Annotated in this window: 14 protein-coding genes; 13 read left to right on the top strand and 1 reads right to left on the bottom strand. The window is 68.1% G+C overall.

Features of this window, described 5'->3' with window-relative positions; all coding sequences use genetic code 11:
• The first annotated feature begins 344 nt into the window (after window positions 1–344).
• From istA to AB0D32_RS12700, 10 genes are all read left to right on the top strand, one after another.
• The gene (gene istA, locus AB0D32_RS12745; protein ID WP_357088564.1) at window positions 345–1,847 is read left to right on the top strand and encodes an IS21 family transposase; all 1,503 of its coding nucleotides are present in this window, start codon (window positions 345–347) and stop codon (window positions 1,845–1,847) included.
• Entirely contained in the window at window positions 1,844–2,635 is a 792-nt protein-coding gene (gene istB, locus AB0D32_RS12740; RefSeq protein ID WP_357088561.1) for an IS21-like element helper ATPase IstB, read from the top strand. The genes istA and istB overlap by 4 nt, the downstream gene beginning before the upstream one ends.
• Window positions 2,636–2,848: 213 nt before the next feature.
• Window positions 2,849–4,687 (top strand): Hsp70 family protein, encoded by a 1,839-nt coding sequence (locus AB0D32_RS12735; RefSeq protein WP_357088558.1) that lies wholly within the window; start codon window positions 2,849–2,851, stop codon window positions 4,685–4,687.
• 79 nt (window positions 4,688–4,766) lie between these two features.
• Window positions 4,767–6,671, top strand: a complete 1,905-nt coding sequence (locus AB0D32_RS12730; RefSeq protein ID WP_357088556.1) for a hypothetical protein — start codon at window positions 4,767–4,769, stop codon at window positions 6,669–6,671.
• A gap of 579 nt (window positions 6,672–7,250) precedes the next feature.
• The gene (locus AB0D32_RS12725; protein WP_357088554.1) at window positions 7,251–9,965 is read left to right on the top strand and encodes a Z1 domain-containing protein; all 2,715 of its coding nucleotides are present in this window, start codon (window positions 7,251–7,253) and stop codon (window positions 9,963–9,965) included.
• On the top strand, window positions 9,962–10,972 hold the full coding sequence (locus AB0D32_RS12720) for a PD-(D/E)XK motif protein (RefSeq protein ID WP_357088551.1): 1,011 nt from the start codon (window positions 9,962–9,964) through the stop codon (window positions 10,970–10,972). Before AB0D32_RS12725 ends, AB0D32_RS12720 begins: the two co-directional genes overlap by 4 nt.
• Window positions 10,969–12,957, top strand: a complete 1,989-nt coding sequence (locus AB0D32_RS12715; RefSeq protein ID WP_357088549.1) for a hypothetical protein — start codon at window positions 10,969–10,971, stop codon at window positions 12,955–12,957. Before AB0D32_RS12720 ends, AB0D32_RS12715 begins: the two co-directional genes overlap by 4 nt.
• Window positions 12,954–13,841, top strand: a complete 888-nt coding sequence (locus AB0D32_RS12710) for a hypothetical protein (RefSeq protein ID WP_357088545.1) — start codon at window positions 12,954–12,956, stop codon at window positions 13,839–13,841. The genes AB0D32_RS12715 and AB0D32_RS12710 overlap by 4 nt, the downstream gene beginning before the upstream one ends.
• Window positions 13,838–14,593 carry a hypothetical protein gene (locus AB0D32_RS12705; protein WP_357088543.1) on the top strand — a complete coding sequence of 252 codons (756 nt, stop codon included), beginning with the start codon at window positions 13,838–13,840 and terminating at the stop codon, window positions 14,591–14,593. The genes AB0D32_RS12710 and AB0D32_RS12705 overlap by 4 nt, the downstream gene beginning before the upstream one ends.
• 428 nt (window positions 14,594–15,021) lie before the next feature.
• On the top strand, window positions 15,022–16,917 hold the full coding sequence (locus AB0D32_RS12700; RefSeq protein WP_357088540.1) for a DNA cytosine methyltransferase: 1,896 nt from the start codon (window positions 15,022–15,024) through the stop codon (window positions 16,915–16,917).
• On the opposite strand, the gene AB0D32_RS12695 is transcribed toward AB0D32_RS12700, so the two are convergent.
• On the bottom strand, window positions 16,862–17,308 hold the full coding sequence (locus AB0D32_RS12695; RefSeq protein WP_357088589.1) for a very short patch repair endonuclease: 447 nt from the start codon (window positions 17,306–17,308) through the stop codon (window positions 16,862–16,864). The genes AB0D32_RS12700 and AB0D32_RS12695 overlap by 56 nt on opposite strands.
• Before the next feature lie 297 nt (window positions 17,309–17,605).
• Here AB0D32_RS12695 and AB0D32_RS12690 point away from each other — a divergent pair, with 297 nt between their 5' ends.
• The 3 genes from AB0D32_RS12690 to AB0D32_RS12680 all read left to right on the top strand — a co-directional run bounded on the left by AB0D32_RS12690 (window position 17,606) and on the right by AB0D32_RS12680 (window position 20,264).
• A complete protein-coding gene (locus AB0D32_RS12690) occupies window positions 17,606–18,244 on the top strand; it encodes a hypothetical protein (protein ID WP_357088537.1) in 639 nt (212 codons plus the stop codon).
• A 218-nt stretch (window positions 18,245–18,462) separates the two neighbouring features.
• Window positions 18,463–19,158 carry a hypothetical protein gene (locus tag AB0D32_RS12685; protein WP_357088533.1) on the top strand — a complete coding sequence of 232 codons (696 nt, stop codon included), beginning with the start codon at window positions 18,463–18,465 and terminating at the stop codon, window positions 19,156–19,158.
• Window positions 19,155–20,264: an XRE family transcriptional regulator gene (locus tag AB0D32_RS12680; RefSeq protein ID WP_357088530.1), complete on the top strand. Its 1,110-nt coding sequence runs from the start codon at window positions 19,155–19,157 to the stop codon at window positions 20,262–20,264. Before AB0D32_RS12685 ends, AB0D32_RS12680 begins: the two co-directional genes overlap by 4 nt.
• Window positions 20,265–20,266: the final 2 nt, after the last annotated feature.

The following is a 20,266-nucleotide window of genomic DNA, read 5'->3' as shown; positions in this document are numbered from 1 at the left end:
GCGCCTCACAAGACCTTACAAACGCAGGTCACGCCCTCTCGAGGTAGTCCTTGCACCGAGCCGGGTTGCCGGTACCGGAGAGGCCAACGATGGTGGACGGCACGCATCGTTGTCCGTCGCGCTGTCGTCTCGCTGCGATCGGCTTGAGGCCCTCGGACGCCATGACGCGAGGGTGATGCCGCGATGGTGACCGACACGACCGGCGCCCGCGCGTGTCCGCGGCCAGTGAAAGATCCCCATAGGCGGCCATTTGCCGCCCCGCTGATGGCCGGGGTTCTCCCCGTGGACGGCCAGATATCTCCCCGCTGATCATGACGAGACGCTGGTCGGCGAGGGTCGGCGGCGTGAAACGCGGCAGGGAGATCGTGGAAATCTTGGAGGCTTACGACCTCACGGGTAGTTACCGTGCGGCGGCCGAGTTGGCCGGGTGTGACCACCACACCGTGGCCCGGTATGTGAAGTTGCGGGCCGAGGGGCGCAGCCCTGAGGAGCGGACGCAGCGGGCTCGGCCGATCGACGAGTTCATGGACAAGATCGAGGAGTTGGTGGCCCGGTCCGGTGGCCGGGTCCGTGCCGATGTGGTGCATCGGCGGATCACCGCGATGGGTTTCGCCGGCGGGGAACGCACTACCCGCCGGGCGGTCGCGGCGGTGAAGAAGTCCTGGCAGGCCGGTCAGCGGCGGGTGTTCCGCCCGTGGATCCCCGAGCCCGGTTTGTGGCTGCAGTTCGACTGGGGCGAAGGCCCGCGCATCGGCGGCCGGCGCACGTCGTTGTGGTGCGCGTGGCTGCCCTGGTCACGGTTCCGGGTGGTGATCCCGGTGTTGGACAAGACCCTGCCGACGGTCGTGGCCTGCCTCGACGCCACGCTGCGGCGGTTGGGTGGGGTGCCGGCCTACGTGTTGACCGATAACGAGAAGACGATCACGGTCGAGCACGTCGCGGACATCGCCGTGCGCAACCCGGAGATCGTGCAGGTGGCCCGGCATTACGGGACGACGATCCGCACCTGCGTGCCAGCGGACCCGCAGTCCAAGGGCGGCGCCGAGAACACCGTGAAGATCGCCAAGGCGGACCTGGTTCCCACCACGGCGAACCTGCTCGGCCAGTACCGCAGCTTCGCTGACCTGGAGGCGGCCTGCCGCGACTTCACCGACGAGGTCAACACCCGGCTGCACCGCGAGACCCGCCGCCGACCGGCCGAAGCCCTGATCGAGGAACGCGATCGGCTGCATCCGTTGCCGGCGCAGCCGTTCACGGTCGCGTTCGGCACCACCCGCCGGGTGAACTGGGACTGCACCATCTCCGTCGACGGAGTCCGCTACTCCGTCCCGCACCACCTGGTCGACACCCGGGTCTGGGCCCGCTTCCACGGCGACGAACTCATCGTCACCGCCGTCGGTGACACCGGGCCCGTCGAGGTTGCCCGCCATCCGCGGGCCCAGCCCGGCCGCCCGTCGATCCGAGATGAGCACTACCCGCCGCGGTCCCGCCAGTCCGACACGGCTGAGCGGGTGCCCCGGGCCCGCACCGCCGACGAGGCCGCGTTCCTGGCTCTCGGCCCGGGCGCCGCCGCATGGCTGGTCGAAGCCGCAGCGGCCGGAATTCGCGGAGTCCGCCGCAAGATGGCCGAAGCTGTCGCTCTGGCGAAGTTGCACGGCGTCGACCACGTCGACCGGGCCCTCGGGACCGCCGCTTTGGCGGGCCGGTTCGCCGACAACGACCTGATCCGCATCCTGGCCCACCAACGCGACGACGACACCCCACCAACCCGGGCCAGTGAAATCCACAGCCTGCAACCAGGCACCTCCGCCTGGTCGACGTTCGGCACCACGACTGGAGAACAGTGACCATCACCCCATTGCGGGTCACCGGCGCGGCCGGTGACCCGCTGACCGAAGCGATCGAGCTCACCCGCCGGCTGAAACTGCCGCACCTGCGCCGGGCCATGGCCGACCTGATCCCCACCGCGAAAGCGCAACGCTGGGACCCGGCCGAGGTCGTGCGGGTTCTGCTGGCGGAGGAAGCCGCCGGCCGGGACCAAGCCAACCTGCGCACCCGCCGCAAACGGGCCGCGTTCCCGGCCGGCAAGACCTTCGGCGACTGGGACGAACAGGCCTCGTCGATCCCGCGGCCGACTCAGGACGCGCTGCGCAGCCTGGAATGGGTGCAGCGCAAGGAGAACCTGTCCGTCTGCGGCCCGTCAGGCACCGGCAAGAGTCACTTCTGCGAGGCCCTCGGCCAAGCCGCCGTCGAGGCCGGCATGACCGTCGCCTGGTTCACCATCGAAGACCTCGGCGTCATGGTCCGCCGCCACCGCCCCGACGACTCCGTCGCCCGAGCCATGGCCAGGCTGATCCGCACCGACCTGATCATCATCGACGACATCGGCCTGCTACCGGTCTCACCCGACGCCGCCGAAGGCTTCTACCGCCTCGTCGACGCCGCCTACGAACGCCGCAGCCTCGCGGTCAGCTCCAACCTGCACCCGTCCGGCTTCGACGAGATCATGCCGAAGACCCTGGCCACCGCCACCGTCGACCGGCTCCTGCACCACGCCCACGTCGTCGTGACCCAGGGTGACAGCTACCGGTTCAACCAAGCCACCGCCGGGCAGGGCGTCAAAGCCTTGCACTGACCCCAGCACCACCCCGCGGCGGGGAACTATCTGGCCGCCGTTGGGGAGAAACCATGGCCGCCAGCAGGGAAAACTACTGGCCGCCTACGGGGAAATCTGATTGGCCGTTGACACGCGCGCGGACCGCCAGCGACGTGTTCGTGTGAGCGCACCGAAGCGCCGGTAGGCATTCACGGGTGACGTGAGGATCATCTTCATGTTTGACTGATCCGCGTGTCAGGGCAGGTACGGCTGGCGATCGACTACGGCGTCGCCAGCACGACGGCGGTACTGGCGTGGCCGGACGGCCGGTGGACTCCGGTGACCATCGACGGCACACCCGCGATGCCCAGCTCCGTGCTGGTGGCCGAGGACACGAGTGTGTGGACCGGACAGCAGGCCTGGCAGGCCGCGGTGAACCAGCCGCACCGGTTCGTCCCCGCGCCGCAGCGCTTCGCCGAGCAGACCATCGACGTGGACGGCCGGCAAATTGAGGCGGCGGACCTGGTGGCAGCCACCCTTCGACGGGTCGCCGAGCAGGCCCAGCAGCTGACCGGCGGGCCGGTGGAGGATGTGCGGCTGGTGGTGCCAGCCGGATGGGGGCCTCGGCGGCGTACGTGGATGCGGCACGCCGCGCATCGCGCCGGACTGGGACAGCCCCGTCTGGTGGAGGCACCGGTCGCGGTGGCCGAGCACCTGGTCGCCACCGGCACCCAAATCCGGGTGGGCGCGTACCTGGCGGTGGCGGACATCGGCGGCGGAGCGGAGGTGACGGTCCTGCGTCGCGGCCCCGCCGGCTTCGAGGTCCTCGCCACCCTGGCCGACCCCGCCGCCGGAGGGGACGCCATCGACCACGCCCTCGCCGCAGCGCTGGCCGGCGGAGCGGACGGCGACGGTGGGTGGGAGTGGGCGGCGAGCGTGCGGACCGCGAAGGAAGGACTCGCCCAGCACGCCGCTATCACCGTGCCACAGCCCGCAGGGACAGCGGTGATCGCCACGACCCCGGTGCTGCAGCAGGCGGCGCGGACGATCCTGGAACGCGCCGGGCAGCTCACCGCCGAGACGATCGCCGCCGCTGAGCTCACTGCGGCGGACCTCGTCGGCGTGTACCTGGTCGGCGGCACGGCACGGCTGCCACTGACCACTGATGTGATCACCGAGCAGACCGGCCTCGCCCCGCAGGTCGTCGAAGACCCGACACTCGCTGCCGCCCGCGGAGCTGCCGACGCGAACACCAGCGCCACCACCGGCGACGACACCGTCATACAGGAACCGGAGGTGCCACCGACACGACGCGTGCTGGGCATCGCGGTGCCCGGTTTCGCCTCGCTGGCGATGATCACGCAGATGCTGCTCACCGTCACACGGGGCGGGATCTACCCGAACACCTGGGCGGAACCGTCCTGGGGACAGTTGGCGATGGCCGCCGTGTTCGCGCTCATCGCCTGCCTGTCCGCCGGCACGCTCCTAGGCTCCCTGGCCGCCGCCCACAACCCAAGACCCACGACACGGTCACCCGCCGGCACCGTCAGCATCGGCATCCTGTCGGCTGTCTCGCTGGGCGCCACCATCGGCGGCCTCTACGCGGTGATCGCCGCCCAGTACCTGCAGATGCCCGTCAGCCCGTTCCTTCGGTGGGCACTGCTACCCATCACCCCGATCGCTGTCCTCGCCCTCATCGCTGCGGTCGTCGCCGCCCGCCAGTGGCGTATCCCACCCGGCGGATGGTCGGCCCTGTTGTCGTTCCCCGCGAGTTCCGTGCTCGCCGCCGGGATCGGGATGGGACTCGTCCAGTACTCGATCACCGCGGACCGGTGGCCCGACATGGTCCTCTGGATCGACCTGGCCGGCCGCATCGGGGGCCTGCTGCTCGGCATCGGCGCAGTCGTGGCGCTGATCCGCCCCTGGATGCTCAGGCTGGTCCTGGGCGCGCCACTGGCGGTGATCACCGCCGCGATCACGTCGCTTCGCATGGTCGGCGTCCTCGCTGGCATCTATGCCGCCGCCGTCGCTGTCTGGTGGGTATACCGGCTGTGGACCCGCCTCGTCCGCACCCCCGCGACCACCCGATGACCGGCACCCACCCCACCACCGTGCGCCGACCCCGATCCCGCACGCCCAGCGGTCAGCCCGACGAGCGGGGGCGGAAGCGGTGAGATGGCCTCGCCAGATCGCCTCCGCGGCAGCACTCACCACGGTCCTGGCCGGCCCACCGATCGTGCTCGCCTACACCGTCGGATGGCCCCTGCCCACCCGCGTCACCCAGGAACAGCTACGCCAGTGGGTGAGCGATCCACTGACCGAAGACACCCTGATCGCCGGCCTGGTGCTGCTCACATGGACTCTCTGGCTCGTCCTCGCCAGCATCGCCCTACGCGCCACCGCGCTACGCGCGATGGCGACGGTCCGGCGGCTGCGGCAAGTACCGCTGCCCACCCCCATGCAGGCCACCGCCACCGGATTGGCCGGCGCCGCAGCCCTGTGGGCACCCGCCACCACCTCCACCGCGACAGTGGACCAGCCCACCCCCACCTCTACCAGTGCCGGTGACCAGGACCCCGGCCCCACCTCCCAGCAGGCAGCAGCTGCGGGTGTGGACGTACCAGGCGGTTGGATACCCGCCGACACCGCTCACCAGATCGCCGCCGCCGGTGCCCTGGTCTGGCTCCGCCGCCGCCGCGCCTACCAACCCCAACCCCTCGGACGGCGCCGCGACGACAGCGACTTGGCCGCACTGCCACCCACCGTCACCGCCGTCCAGGCCACACTCGCCGCCACCCCAGCCACCCCAGCACCCCCGCCGGTGATACCCACCGGAGGCATCGGCCTGACCGGCCCCGGAGCCGCCGACGCCGCCCGCGGCATCCTCCTCACCACCCTGCTACAAGCCCTCCGCCCGACCGGCCGCCCCACCACCACCGTCGTCACCAGCCGAACCGACCTCCACACACTCCTGGGACCCCACACACCACCCCTGCACGACCTGCCAGGACTGACCGTCACCGACACCTCCGACGACGCCATCACCACCCTCACCCACCCGAGGGACCTCTCCGAAGCACCGCCGACACTGCTCACCCACACACCCACCGACCTCACCACCGCCGTCCGGCTCTCCACCGCCCTGACCAACACCACCGGCGTCCTCATCGGAACCTGGACCTATGGCCCCACCTGGCACATCGAACCGGACGGACACACCCACCCCGGCAACGGCCACAGGCAGACCCGACTGTGCGTACTCACCGCCACAGCCGCGCGCGACCTGCTCGCCGTCCTCGCCCCCACCACCCCAACCACGGCAGCCGTGGCAGCCGTACCCCGACAACGACCACCCGCACCCACACCACCGCCCGAACCGCCCCTGCTAAAGCCGTTCACCCTGCAGGTCCTCGGCAACCCCACCCTGCGAGCAGACGACAAACCAATACCAATCCGCCGCAGCGCCGCCCTGCAGGTCCTCGTCGCACTCGCCCTCCACCCCGACGGCGTCACCACCCGCGAACTCGTCACCGCGATCTGGCCCGGCCTGGCCCCACACGCCGTCACCCGCCGCCTCTACACCACCCTCAGCGACCTCCGCAAAGACCTCATCGCCACCGGACACCCCCACCCCATCGAGCGCGCCGACGACCGATACCGCCTCAACCACCTGCACATCGATGTCGACCTCTGGCGGCTGAACGCCACCATCGACCACGCCGCCACCGCACTCACCAACCGCACCAACGCCTACCAATCGATCATCGACCACTACATCGACGACATCGCCGCCAACCACACCTGGCCCTGGCTCGACCCCCTCCGCGAGAGCACCCGCCGGCACGTCATCGACGCCCACACCGCCCTCGCCAACAACACACCCGACCCGAACACCCGACTGCTTCACCTCCAGGACGCCCTCCGCCTCGACCCCCACAACGAACACCTCCACCACCAAGCAGCAGGCATCCTGACCACACTCGGCAACCCCCAAGAAGCCGACGCGCTCCTCGCCCGCTACCACCAGAGACTCGCCGACGCGGGCCTCAGCCAAACCGCCCCCGCCATCCGGTGATAAGGCCCGCCCCTGGCAGCATGGCGACGTGAGTGACCCGGCTTTCCTCGGCATGGTTGTGGAAGCCTTGACGCGGCGCGTGCACGGTCTGCGCCGTCCGACGAGATCGGCCACCACGAGGCGCCGTCGATGGGCCGGGCACGGCTAGGACACCAGGGCCGCCTGCACCCGGTGCGGATCCGTCCGTAACCACCGAACCGAGTTTCGGCGCCTGCACCGCAAACCCCGGCCACCGCCACGTCGGCACCGCGTCGACGCACCATCCACTGAAACCCGATCATCGAGTGGGAAAACGCCCTGACCATCCATCAGCCCGTCCAGCGGATCGTGCTGGTGCATACCAGCGACGCGCGCATTCAGCTGCGTCCCGGCGTACCGGCACCGTCCGCCGCCATGACCTGCACCCGCACAACGCAGCCATCGACTGAGATAACTGCCTCCGGCTGTCGATGCGCTTGGACGCCGGACACCGCATCGGCCGGGCGACACAGTGCCGGTGTCCACTCCTATACTCTCGACGCATTCACCGCCCGCGCACAGTCAACACCCCTGGGTGATCTTTGATTGGGAGCCTCCCCGATGAGCACTGACATCGCCGACGACCAAGTAGCCGAGCTGGTCGACGAGATTGCGATCTACGTCCGCGGTGGGGAGAGCATCGAACGTGCCGTGGCTCGCCTGCGGCGCCGGGGCAATATCCCTGATGAGCTCATTGATGCAGGGCGGCGAGGCTACGAACGGCAGGTCGGGCTGATCCGCGAACTGCGTAACCCGCTCGCCCTCGTCGAGGCGGAGTACCGCACGGGAGGCTGGTACACGGGCCCGCGGCCGGACGATCGGTTCTGGTGGCCGCTGCGCGACCGGCTGTCAGACGGACTGGATGACGGCGCGGTGGGCGCGATCGACCGCGCCTCCAGCCGCATAGTTTCCCTGCTACGTCCCCCGGGGGCCGACGAAATCAGGTCGCGCGGTTTGGTGCTCGGCTACGTGCAGAGCGGCAAGACGACCAGCTTCATGTCGGTGGTCGGCAAGGCCGCCGACGTCGGTTATCGGATGGTCATCGTGCTGTCGGGCATCACCGACAGCCTGCGTGCCCAGACGCAGCAGCGCCTCGACGAGGTACTCGTTGGGGACGACGCAGGCTGGCACTGGCTCACCTATCATGACGCCGACTTCAACGAGCCGCCTCGCAACGCCAGTGGCCTGCTGCGCGATCCACACAAACGCCTTCTTGCAGTGGTGAAGAAAAATCCGGCCCGGCTCCGCAGGCTCGTGCGGTTCATCGACGCGGCAGGCGATAGTGTGCTCAAGGAGTGCCCGATCCTGGTCATCGACGACGAGGCTGACCAGGCAAGCATCGATATCGGACGCAATGGCCGGCAGTCGCGGATCAACGCTCTCATCGGGCAGATCCTGCGCAAGCCGAAGGCGGCGTACATTGCCTACACCGCCACGCCCTTCGCGAACTTGCTGGTACGTCCCGCGGACTTTGAAGGGCTCTACCCCCGAGACTTCATCGTTAGCCTTGACCGGCCCGTTGGCTACTTCGGGCCAGAAAAGATCTTCGGGCGCGAACCGCTGGCCGCCGACGAACCGGGCGCCGACATCGACGATGGGCTCGACATCGTCAGGCATGTGCCGCCCGCTGACATCACCGCCGTTCAACCACCGCCCGCCCGCGGCGCCGCAGGCGGCTGGTCGCCGTCGATGCCCGACTCACTCGCCGCGGCGCTGCGGTGGTTCGTGCTGGCGACCGCAGCGCGTCGGGTCCGTGACGGATTCGCGACGCACTCCACGATGCTGATCCACACGACCATGCTTACCGCAGGTCATGACGCTTTGGCCGCCGAGGTCGAAGACCACCTTACGGCCCTCCGGCAGGAGGTCATGGTCGGGGACCGTGCGACATTGCGAGCGCTGCGGGACGACTGGGAGGCGGAGACGGCGCGAATGCCGGCGGAGTCTCTGGGCGAGACGCCGGTGGACTGGACGGACATCTGCCTTCACCTTCGTGACGTTGTCGCCGGCGTCAGGACTGTCATCGACAACTCCCAGTCGGGGCAGCGATTGGCGTACGAGCCGGACGACCCGAGCCCGGTGATTGCCATCGGCGGTAACACGCTCTCCCGTGGCCTCACCCTTTCTGGCCTGGTTTGCAGTTATTTCGTGCGGGCCACCAACGCCTACGACACCCTGCTCCAGATGGGCCGCTGGTTCGGTTACCGACCTGGCTACGGGGATCTTGTCCGGATCTGGATGACCGAGGATCTCGAGTCCTGGTTCTACGACTTGGCTACCGTCGAAGAGGAGATCCGCCAGGAGATCCGTCGCTACGAGATCGAGGGTTGCCGGCCCGACGAACTGGCCGTTCGGATCCGTACCCACCCGGCCATGATCGTCACTGCCGCCGCCAAGATGCGTTCCGCAGTGGAGGCCGAGGTCAGCTTTGGCAATTCCAGGCAGCAAACCATTCTGTTTCACCATCGCGATCAGGACTGGCTGCGGCCCAACCTTCAGGCCACGCGCAAGCTGCTCGACGCCGCCGTACGGACGGGCCTAAGCCCGGTCGCGATGCAAGACGGCCGGTACGTGGTGCGTAGCGTGCCGGTGGATTTGATCCTGCAGTTCCTGCACGACTACCGGTTCCACGAGGACAGCCACCGGCTGCGACCCGATTTGTTGGAACGCTACATCAGCTCGGAGAACGCGCTCGGTGCTCTGCGGAGCTGGAGCGTTGTGATTGTTGGTGACCGCAGCGGCGAACGCAACGGTGCCAGGGACCCACTCTCGCTGGGCGGTGGCATCGCGGCCAATCGAATCAACCGCAGCCGGCTGGACATGCCTACCATCGGCCACGCGAACATCAAGGCCTTGGTGTCTCGCATCGACCGCGTCGCCGACCTCAACATGGCTAAGGCCGAGGCGGTCGCCGCGGCCGGCGGTGACGACGACGGCAAGCTGCGCGCCCTGCGTGAGGACCTCCTCGGCGCTGTCGGTCTGCTGTGCCTGTACCCGATCGCCGCCGATTCGGTGCCATTGCGTCCTGATCGTGCCCCTAAGCCGGGGGCCAAGCGGCGTGTCCCGCTCGACGCCGCGGACGACGTGATCGGAGTGGGTCTGTTCTTCCCCGCCAGGCGCGCCGCATCCGGCGTGCGGTACCTGTCGGCGGACCTCTCAGCTCTGGTGCCTGAGCAGCCTGACGAGAGCCTCGTCGAGGCGCTCGACAACGCCGACGAGGTACTCGCCTCCGCTCAGGAGGCGTCCCAGCGACGTCCGCCGGCGGCTCGACGGTGACCGAACGTTCCGAGCACCTGTTCGCGCTTCTTGAGGACAACGCACCGCTGCAAGACATCCGCATCCGTTACACCAACGTGCACGTGCCCGGCGGTCGCGTCGGACACGCCGTCGGGCGAGACGGGCGTCGGCACCTGCTCGTCCCGCTGGCCTCCGGCGACAACCGGACCGAGGACCGGACCAGCCGCGGCGTGACGATCACCGTGCGGCGGCTGGCTGACAACGGCCGCTCCAGCGTGTTCCTCGACGTGGCATGTGAACTGGCAGAGATGCGGGACCTGTTCGCCGAGGTCTGCGACGAGATGCTGCAACGCCTCGAAGCCGCCCCCGGGATCCAGCCGGGTCCCGTGTGCCGTGGGGTGCTGCAACGCTGGCGGGAACTACTGGCGCCCGCAGCCGGCGAGCTTCTGGGCCGGGACCGCCTAGCCGGCCTGCTGGCCGAACTGCACTTCCTCGAACTTGCCGCCGCAATCGATCCCGACCTCGCCCTGGCTACCTGGACAGGGCCAGACAACGCCCGCATCGACTTCATCGGCAACAGCGCCGGCGTTGAGGTCAAGGCCACCACCGCCAGGGAGCAGCTACGGGTGGAGATCCACGGTCTCCGCCAGCTCGACCCTGGTCCACTCGACGAGCTGTACCTGTACGTCGAGCAGCTCGAGTCGGTACCCTTCGGCGGCGACTGCGTTCCGGACGCCGTGGAAAGGCTCGGCCTAGCCAACGTCGACACCGTCCGACTGCTGCAGGCCTTGGCCCGATCCGGGTATCGCCACACCGCCGCCGAGTCCTACCGCTTGGTGCGCTTCCGGCGGCTCCAGCAGCGCACCTTTCGCACCACCAGCCCTGGATTCCCGCGCCTCGTCCCGGCGGACCTACGAGAGCCCACGTTGCCCGACCGGATCAGCCGCGTCCGATACACCATCGACCTGACCGGCGCCACCCTTGTGCCCGGCTTCGTCGACGGCGTCGACCAGGCCGTGATGCACCTGATCGGAACTCCACAGTGAGGCCGCTGCACCTACAGTCCGAGGCGTACCGTCCCGAAGGCGGCATCGATGCCCGTTCTCAGCGGCGTACCCTCGGTCGACCTGCCCTGGACTTCTTCGACCTGTTCCTACGCGAGACACTTCAGAACAGTTGGGACGCCCGGATCGGCGAAGGGCCAGTGCACTTCAGCATCGACGCTTGGCGCACGACAGCAGGCCAGAAAAGCGTCCTGCGCGACCTCGTCTTCAAGACGGCTCCCTCGTTCGCGGGCCCTGGCGAGATCCTTCGTTGCGAAGACATCAACGTCCTCGTCGTGACGGACACCGGCACCCGCGGGCTGACCGGGCCTACCCGGGCCGACCTCGCCACCGGCGTCGACTCCAACTTCATCGATCTGGTCCGCAACACAGGACGCGACGAGCGGAAGGGATTGGCGAGCGGCACCTACGGCTTTGGGAAGGCCGTGCTCTTCGAGGCGTCCGCCTGCTCTACGGTCGTTGTTTACTCGCGCACCATATTCGGCGGCGCCCCCATCGCCCGCCTCATCGCCATGACGCTCGGGAACCCGTACGAGGACGCCGGACGGCGCTATACGGGCCGACACTGGTGGGGAGTGGCCGGTAGGAACCTCGTCGAACCCCTCGAAGGTCCGCCCGCCGAGGAACTAGCAGCAGCGCTTGGTCTCAACCGGCTACCGGACGGCGCCACCGGCACCTCCCTCATGGTGCTCGCTCCGTCGACCGATGACGCGCCGCTACGCGACGTCGTGGCCCGACTCGCCGAGGCCGCTACGGCACACGCCTGGCCCCACATGGTGTCCACCGCGATCCGCGAGCCGGACATCGTATGCACCTTCACGTGCGACAGCGAGACGCTCGCCCCGCCGGACCCCACCACCGACCCGCGACTACGCCACCACGTCGAGGCATACCGGCGCTGCGAGGACCTTCTTGCCGGACGAAGAGCACCCGGACACACCTGGCCATGGGCAGTCGATGAGGTCCGCTCACAGCGCCCCGACCGGCGATTGGGAGTCATCGCCTACCGCGACTACCCCTACAACCCCGACGGCAACCACGACGCAGTTCCCGCCGAGGTCGCGCTCATGCGCTCGCCCCGATTTGTTGTCCGGTACATGCCGGTAAAGCCGGCCCCCTCTGGCCAGGCCACCGCCGGGGTTTTCCTCGCAGCTCCGGAGCTTGACAGCGACTTCGCCAGGTCCGAACCCGCGAGCCACGACGAGTGGCGCCCGGCAAACCTCGGCCTTGCACGCAACCAGCGCAACCCCGTGCGGCAGGCGTTGGAACAGATCAAGGCACGGTTCCGCCGTCACACCATCCCGGTCACCGCGACGCAGGCCACGCACCACCCGGGCACGGTCAGCCTCGCGTCACGCCTCGGTCGCCTGCTCGACGGCACCGTCGCCGGCACCGACCCCAGGATTCCCGCATTCCCCGAGCACGGCGGTTCGGTCGGCAGCGCCACCGGCGGTAGCACCAAGTTCGGTCCGCACAACGGTTCGGATCGGACCGGGGAGCCGGGCAACGCGCCGGCCGGCACCAACGCCACCGGTGAAGGCGCCGATGCTCGTGCGGCGCACGCCGGCTCCGGTTCCTTCGGCGCCCAGGACGGTTGGATCAGACAACGCAACCCGGCCCGCCGACCCCGTGCCTGGCTCGACCCGACAGTGAACATGATGATGACCGTGGACGGCGCTACCGCAGTTCAGTTCAGTGCCACCGTGGTCGTGCCCGAAGGCGCTCGAGGTGCCATTGTCAGGGCCGAACCGTACGTGTTGGTCGACGGCGGCAAGGAGAGCGAACCACCCGCGGGCGCCGACGTCCCACACGTCATCTGCTGGCGCGAGGCAACGACCGAGGAGATCCAGCACGGCCACCAGGTCGTACTGTCGCAACCCGGCACAAGTCACTGGAGTGTCACTGTCTCCCAGCCGCCGGACACGGCGGTCAGCCTACGGTTGGAGGCAAGGGAGGCCACGCCATGAGCACGGCTCCTGTCAGCCTCGGCTTTCTACAGCCGGACCAGTCGCGGCTCATCGCCGTCGAGCCCGAGGTCACCTACGGCCACGGCCTGGCAGTGGTGCAAGGCCGAGCCATGGAGTGGGACTACCACGCCCGGGTGCGGGTCGAATGGAGCATCACCGTAGACCTCGCAGGCATCCTTTCCGACTGTGGGCTCGGCGACGGGGCTCGTGTCGATGCCGTAATCAGTTGGCACTCGACGTGGACCAACCTTCGTGGGGCGGGCACCATCGCCGCCCTCGTCGACGGCAGGAACAACCTCGGCATCGACATTCCGGGGGAGGTACTCGGCGGGACTCTCAACCTGACCGTCACTGTCACTCTCGGCGAGGCCGGTCTCGGGGCTGCCGTCTTGGCGCCACGCCGGCCCGGGAGTCCGTTGTGGTCGCTGCGGTCCTCCGTGGTGCTGGAGGGGGCGGCAGCGAGAATGCCCGTGATGGCGGTCGACTTCGCCGCCACGGGACGGGGCCGGGAACACGGTGTCTGGCTCCTCGAGTGCGATCACGACCTCACCGCCTCGGTGGCTGGCGCGCTGCTCTTGTATCTCAACACCGCGCACTCCGACGTGCAGAGCCTGCTGAACCGGCCGGCCGACCCCGCGGCTGGAGCGCTGGCGCGGTTCATCGCCTACGACGTCACCCGCCAGCTCGTTGTCCGGGCCTTGCAGCACGACGAACTTGATGAGCGGCACCGATACGACGAGGGCACGCTCGGCGACCTCTTCCTCACCCTTCTTGTAACGCATCTGCCAGGGCGGACCCTGGACCATCTGCAGCGGGAATACGAAGACGATCCGGGCGAGATCGAGGCGGAACTGCTGGCTCGGGCATGGGGGTCAGGTAGGTGACCGCCTCCGGTAACGTCTACCCCCGCCTCGACAGTGCAGCTGCGGACGAGTTGATACGCAACCACGCGTCGTTGGAGATCGAGGCGATCGCCGCCCTCGCCGCGACGTCGCACCCTCGCGTGTCGTGGTACGAGACCGCCACATCCCGTGTCAGCGAGAACCAACTGCGCGAGCTCCGGCTCGTCATACTCGACATTGCGAGGGACGAGGGCTACCCGGTTCCCACCCCCCGCCGCTACGCGGGGTTCGACCAACGCGTCAGCCCCGAACTCCTCCGCCGCATGAACATCCTGCCCGCCGATGCGTCCCACCCCGGTGTCTGGATGTTCATATCCCTCGTCCTGCTGCCCGACGTCGCCGTGTGGCGATGGGCGGCCGACCGACACCGGGACCGGTTTACCGGTCGTCAGCACCGCGACACCTTCCGGCGACTGTGGTCTAGGGCGTACGCGGTCGGTGAACACGCTGCTGCCCAACTACTGGAGGATGAATTCACCGGAATCATGGAACGGACCTCGATCGCCGGCGACCCACGCGTCGCCAAGGCCGTGGCTGCGGCGCACCTCTCAGCCGTCGCGGAAGAGCTGCCGGTGTCCAGGACCGATCTCCTCCGGGAGGCGATGAAGCGCATCCGGCGCATGTCCGTCGTAGTGCACTTCCCGGCGCTGGACGGGGCGCAGCTGCAACGCCTGCTTGAAGAGGTGTACCGCGACACACTCGAGGCCATCGGCTCTCGGGCTCAATCCTCATGAGCGACGAAAGGCAACGACGACAGCACAAATTGATTGGCACCGCACGGCCCGCCATAAGAGCACGTCGCCCTCCACGGCTGCAGGGTCAACCGCAAGCGGGAAGCTGCGCCAAGCATTGAGACTAGTCGGACACGCACCAGTGGCGAAAGCGCGCCCCACAACGGTAGATCATGAACGAGTCTGCTGGTAAGCCCGCAGCGCGACGCCGCGACCTCGTGACAATCGGGGGTGCCGAGGGAGTCGGCGGAGGGGCCGCCTACAGTGTCCAAACCGGCGAGACTGCCGGGAGCTGACGGGGACGCCCCGGACAGCGCAGCGCTGCGACGTGACGAAAAGCGATCATCGTCGTACAGTGTGCCTGATCGGTCGTTCATACACGCGTGCGACCGAAGTTTCCGTGAGGGTTCGAATGGGGGGACGGCGTCCGGGTGGCCACCTACGGTGTGAAGCTGCAGCGGAGCGACGACCTTCGACTCCTCCCCCGCGAGGACGGCTGCAGCCTGGAGTCATTCCCGCAGTGGTGTGAACAACGGCTGGCTGCGGGCGGGCGCCTCGCGGTCGACCTGTTCTCCGGGGCCGGCGGATTGAGTCAGGGCCTGACCGACGCAGGGTGGACCGTCGCCGCCGCTGTCGACCACGACCGCAAAGCACTGGACACTCATCGGGCGAACTTTCCAGGGCTGGCTTTGGACGTCGACCTCGGCGATGACGCCGCCCGGGCAGGTCTCGTGCGACTCCTCCGGAAGGTCAACATTGACCTCGTGGCCGGAGGGCCGCCCTGCCAGCCGTTCAGCCGGGCGGGACGCAGCAAGATCCGCAGCCTGGTCGAAGCGGGCAAAAGAGACGCAGAAGACCACCGCAAGGAACTGTGGCGTGCCTTCGTCGACGTCGTTCTCAAGGTCCGCCCACGAGCGGTGCTGATGGAGAACGTGCCGGACATGGCACTTGGCGATGAGATGTTCGTGGTGCGAACCATCGTCGCAATGTTGGAGCAGGCCGAGTACCGCACGCAGGTCCGGCTGGTCGACGCATGGCGCCACGGAGTTCCCCAACACCGCCAGCGGCTGATCCTGCTCGCTCGCCGAGACGATGGGGCCTTCACCTGGCCCGAGGAGGTCGAGCACTTCACGACTCTGCGAGAGGCCATCTATGACCTGCCGCGGCTTCAGCTCGGCACTGGCGGACGCCGGATGGAGCACACGTCAGAGCATCTGAGCCCATTCGCCCAACGCATGCGACGCGGTGCCGAACACGGCCTCGTGTTCGATCACATGACCCGCCCCGTGCGGGACGACGACCGCAAGGTCTTCGCGCTGATGACGTCAAGAACCCTCTACTCCGCCATCGACCCGAGCCTGCGTCGGTACACCGCCGACACCTTCGATGACAAGTACAAGCGCCTGGACTGGAACGACCGCAGTCGGTCGATCACCGCGCACATCGCCAAGGACGGCTACTGGTACATCCACCCGGAGGAGCACCGCACCCTTACTGTCCGTGAGGCAGCACGCATCCAGACGTTCCCCGACAGCTTCCGTTTCGCCGGCACCCGCAGCGACGCCTTCCGGCAGATCGGCAACGCCGTACCGCCGATGCTCGGTGAGGCCGCCGCGCTGGCGCTGATGGCGCAGGGGGAACAGGCTGACGAAGAGCTCCGCGGGTGGAGTACCGTCCGCAAGATTCTCGCTCAGCACGCCACCCGTCAGCGCCGGGGCGATCACTGGTACCTGCTGCCTTCGCAGGGCCGCCCACCGGCCCTGGCGGCGCTGGTGGCGATGCTCGGTGGTCAGCCCGGACTCGGTGCCGCGCTGGAACCCCTACGAGACACAGCCCCCCTGACGCGAAAACTGCTGGAACGCGTCCTCGACGGTAGGACCACGTCAAGGCTTCGTAACGCCGTTGAGCGACTCGCCCCGCTACTGGACGACCCCGACGTCGCTCACGATCCCGACCAGCTGGAGATCAAACTCGGACTGCGGGCAGCCGAGACAGACCTCTTCCGGCTACTCCTCGGCGAGGACCGCCTGGTACCCAACCAGACGGCGACCCGAGTGGCAGCACGAGTGGTTGGCAGCGACTCACACACGACAAACCGACTCACCGCCGGCAGGCTCGACCTCGCGCTGCTCGTCGGGTCTGGAGTACACGCTGCATCGCGAATGGCGGCCGTGCGACTACTGGGAGCCACCGTTTGCCGGACTGAGCCCAGCAGGCGTCTCTGCCGGGCCTGCCCCCTTCGCAACAACTGCTACTTCGGCGCTCGCTTGATCAGCTCTGAAGTGACCGCTGCACCTGTCGGGCCGCAGCCATCAGATCGGCTTTGATCTCACACTCCCACAACCGCACCACGCGCCACCCCGCATCGGCTAGGGCAGCATCGTTGCGGCGGTCCCGCTCCTGGTTGTCACGCAGTTTCTGACGCCAGCGATCCGCGTTGGGTCCTCGAAAGGTCCGCGGCCCGTGCTGAGGACAACCGTGCCAGAAGCAGCCGTCAACGAAAACTGCCAACCGTCGCCCCGCGAACACGAGATCGGGTTTGCAGCGGCCGACTACCGGTCGCTGGAGACGAAAACGCATCCCGAGGGCGTGCACAGCCCTCCGGAGGGCGATCTCTGGTCCTGTGTCGCGTACCCGGCGCCCCCGCAGATGTGCGCCGGCCTCGGTGGAGACCCAACCACGAGAGCTGGTGTCGCCGTCAGAGCCTGCCTGCCCCATGCCACCAGGATAGTGATCGGCGTAGCCGACCACCCAGCCGCCATCGGGACCCTGAAGAAGCTCCCTGAGGCTGACCAACCGACGGCCGGCGGCGTACGGCCGTCCCGGCAGGCCGTCTCGCGCGCCTGGATGCGCGGCGATGCAGCAGGAGTTGGTCACGCAATGCCCGATGTCGTTATATTCCTTGTCTCCGATCTCCTCTGGGCCTGCGGGCCCATGCCACTCGGTCAGGTGTAAGTGATCCCACGTTCTGAGTTAGAGCTGTCCGGCGGGCTTCCTCCAGATGCGAGTTACTGGATGCCTTCGGCAGACGAGGTCGACTTCGAGGGAGGCTCCGGAATCGGCTTCTTCCACAACGTTAGATTGATCGTCAACGTCGCCCCAGACGAGGCGGAGCAGATAGCCGAGGACGAGCGGCAGATACTCCGCCTTGTTGATGAACTGTCACCCGACGGCATCACTTTTGAACAACTAGCCAACCTGGTGGAGTTCTACGATCCAGACGACGCCGAGTCATCCGGAGCGACACCGGCTGCCCTGGAACGTCTTGACCCGCACCTCGACGAGTGGTCCCCGTTGCAGGGGCTCGAACTCGGTGTTTCCGGGCTCGCGCACGCTCTCGCTTCGGTCGGTTGCATCCCCGTCGCGAGTTGTCGAAGCCATGTCGCACCCCATTCCTGGGCGGACCGGCCGGTGGTATACGTCGCGACCGACGAACCTCATGGGAGATGGCTCGAACCGCTGGTGCGCCGATCCGGGTGCGGATTCGCGACAGATGATGGGCGTCCCCATTTCCTCCTGATCGAGGCGCCATCGGTCGTCGAGATCACCCGTCTAACCGCCGCCATCCTGCACGAAGCCGGGTCCGGTTGGCCGGCCGGCTTGAGCCGATCATACGAGCCCGCCGGGCCGGAAGTCGGAAACGGCATGCCCTGAAACCGAGACCTCGACCAGCAGCCACCCGGCGATGGCGACAGTCCTCACGTGAGAGCACCGAAGTCGGGCTTGGTTATGTCATCTGGCGTCACGGCCGTCGAACTCGCCGTTCACGTCAGGGTTGGCGAAGCAAGCTGTGGGTGTGGGTTGGTTGATCCAGGGAAAGTCGGCACTTGATTTTTTCAACATCAACTGCCGCTCCTGCTATCTTTTCGACCGTGGACTACCTGAGTACCGCAGTCACGGCCCTCGACAGGGCGAACGTCCTGCCCCTCCTCGCCGACCTGATCCGCCAGGTGTACCGGAGGGCGGCCGACCGACACGAGCCGGAACTCGGTGACGACGCGATGAGCTTCGGGACCACGATCTGGCGCAACCTGACCAACCTGGGTGCAGGCCAGTTCGCCGGGCTGCCTGGGGTCGACACGCGGGTCGAGGACAACTCGCTGGAGATCCTTTGCGCGGGTTACATCCTGCGTCTGTACTCCCTGCAGGGCGGTACCGGTGCCAGTGTCGAGTCGATCCGCTGGGAGGGCAGCGAGGCCCGGCTCGGCGGCGCGGTTGAGAACAGCCGCCACGGCCAGCTCGCGCTCGACGACGAGGAGCAGTTCCCTGACGCCTTCGCCGGGGTATTGCCCCGCAGGCGGCACCTGCGGGTGGCGCACGCGGGTGACATCGAGACTGGCGAGGCGGTGGCCTATCTGGGTGTGCCTCGGGACAACCGGGATGGCGGTTCACCCTGGTTCGAGGTCCAGCTGTGGATCGGAGAACCCGCCCGGCTCACCGTGTCCGCAGCTGGGGAGAGCCGGGGTGGGGATTCCGTTCGACTTCCCGGCGAGCTGCCGATCCCTGAGCTCGACGTACAGGTCCGTCCGCGCAGTGGTGCGGACAGGCTTCTGTCAGTGCGCGCGTGAGGGCCGCCAGCAGCCGGGGGGACGCGCCCGCGCTGGCAGTCGCGGCATTTCAGCCGCACGCGCTGACGCTGGCCCGGCGGTGGCGCCGGATGCGCAAGAAGGAACTGGCTCAGCGGGTGGGCGTCACGGCAGCGGCGGTCAGCCAGTACGAGCTGGGGCAGTCACGACCGTCGGGTGCGGTGCTGGCGCGCCTAGCCCTAGCCCTGGCCATGCCGGTCCAGTTCTTCGCCGCCGGCTTTCCTGCCCCAGCCATGGCAGGCCAGCCCCACTTCCGCAGCCTACGTGCCACCACGCAGGCCGAGCGCGATCAAGCGCTCGCCTTCGGGGAGATCGCCTGGCGGGTCGTCGATGTCATGGAACGACACCTCGAACTGCCCGAGCTGCGGCTGCCCTTGGTAGATCTACCCGAGGACGCGGCAAGCCGCGACATCCAAATGGCCGCTCTCGATGCTCGCCGCGCCTTCGACCTAGGCGACGAACCCGTGCCGCACATGGTGCGCCTCCTTGAATCCCGAGGCGTTGTGGTGTTGGCGCTACCCGACGTTTCCGACCAAGTCGACGCCTTCTCGCACTGGTACGGGGCGCGACCCTTCGTGCTCATCAGCCCGAGCAAGAACGACAAGGCCCGTTCCCGCATGGACGGAGCCCACGAGCTTGCGCACCTGCTGCTTCATCACGACGCCGAGCCCGGCAGTCAGATCCTCGAGCGACAGGCCACCGCCTTCGGCTCGGAGTTCCTCGCGCCGAGCAGCCGCCTACGCGACGAGCTGCCCGGCCGCCTCGACTTCGAGCGCCTGCAGGAGCTGAAGGGTCGCTGGGGTATCTCTCTCAAGGCGCTGATCTATCGAGGACACGCCTTGGGCATCTATCGCGACCGCACCTACCGTCGGGCGATGGGCTTACTCGCCGACTGGGGATACCCGGAGCCGGGCGACCTGGGACCCTGCGAGCAGCCATCCCTGCTCGGCAAGGCAGCGACGCTCCTAGCCGAACAGCAGTCCAGTGGCGCGAGCGTCGCGGAACAGGCCGGAATGTCGGACGACTTGCTGGACATCGTGATCGCTGCTGGCTCAGACAGAGTCGAGCGGGTGGTCATCCATGCCTGACG

The sequence above is a fragment of the Micromonospora sp. NPDC048170 genome (assembly GCF_040652795.1).
Taxonomy (GTDB): domain Bacteria; phylum Actinomycetota; class Actinomycetes; order Mycobacteriales; family Micromonosporaceae; genus Micromonospora.
The sequence above is the reverse complement of the archived record's forward strand: the minus strand, read 5'-3'. Positions and strand labels throughout refer to the sequence as shown.

Coding starts and splice junctions, on each gene's coding strand:
- AB0D32_RS12725 (WP_357088554.1), top strand. CDS start 7,251: ATGAGCACTGACATCGCCGACGACCAAGTAGCCGAGCTGGTCGACGAG.
- AB0D32_RS12710 (WP_357088545.1), top strand. CDS start 12,954: ATGAGCACGGCTCCTGTCAGCCTCGGCTTTCTACAGCCGGACCAGTCG.
- AB0D32_RS12695 (WP_357088589.1), bottom strand. CDS start 17,308: ATGGGGCAGGCAGGCTCTGACGGCGACACCAGCTCTCGTGGTTGGGTC.
- AB0D32_RS12690 (WP_357088537.1), top strand. CDS start 17,606: ATGCCTTCGGCAGACGAGGTCGACTTCGAGGGAGGCTCCGGAATCGGC.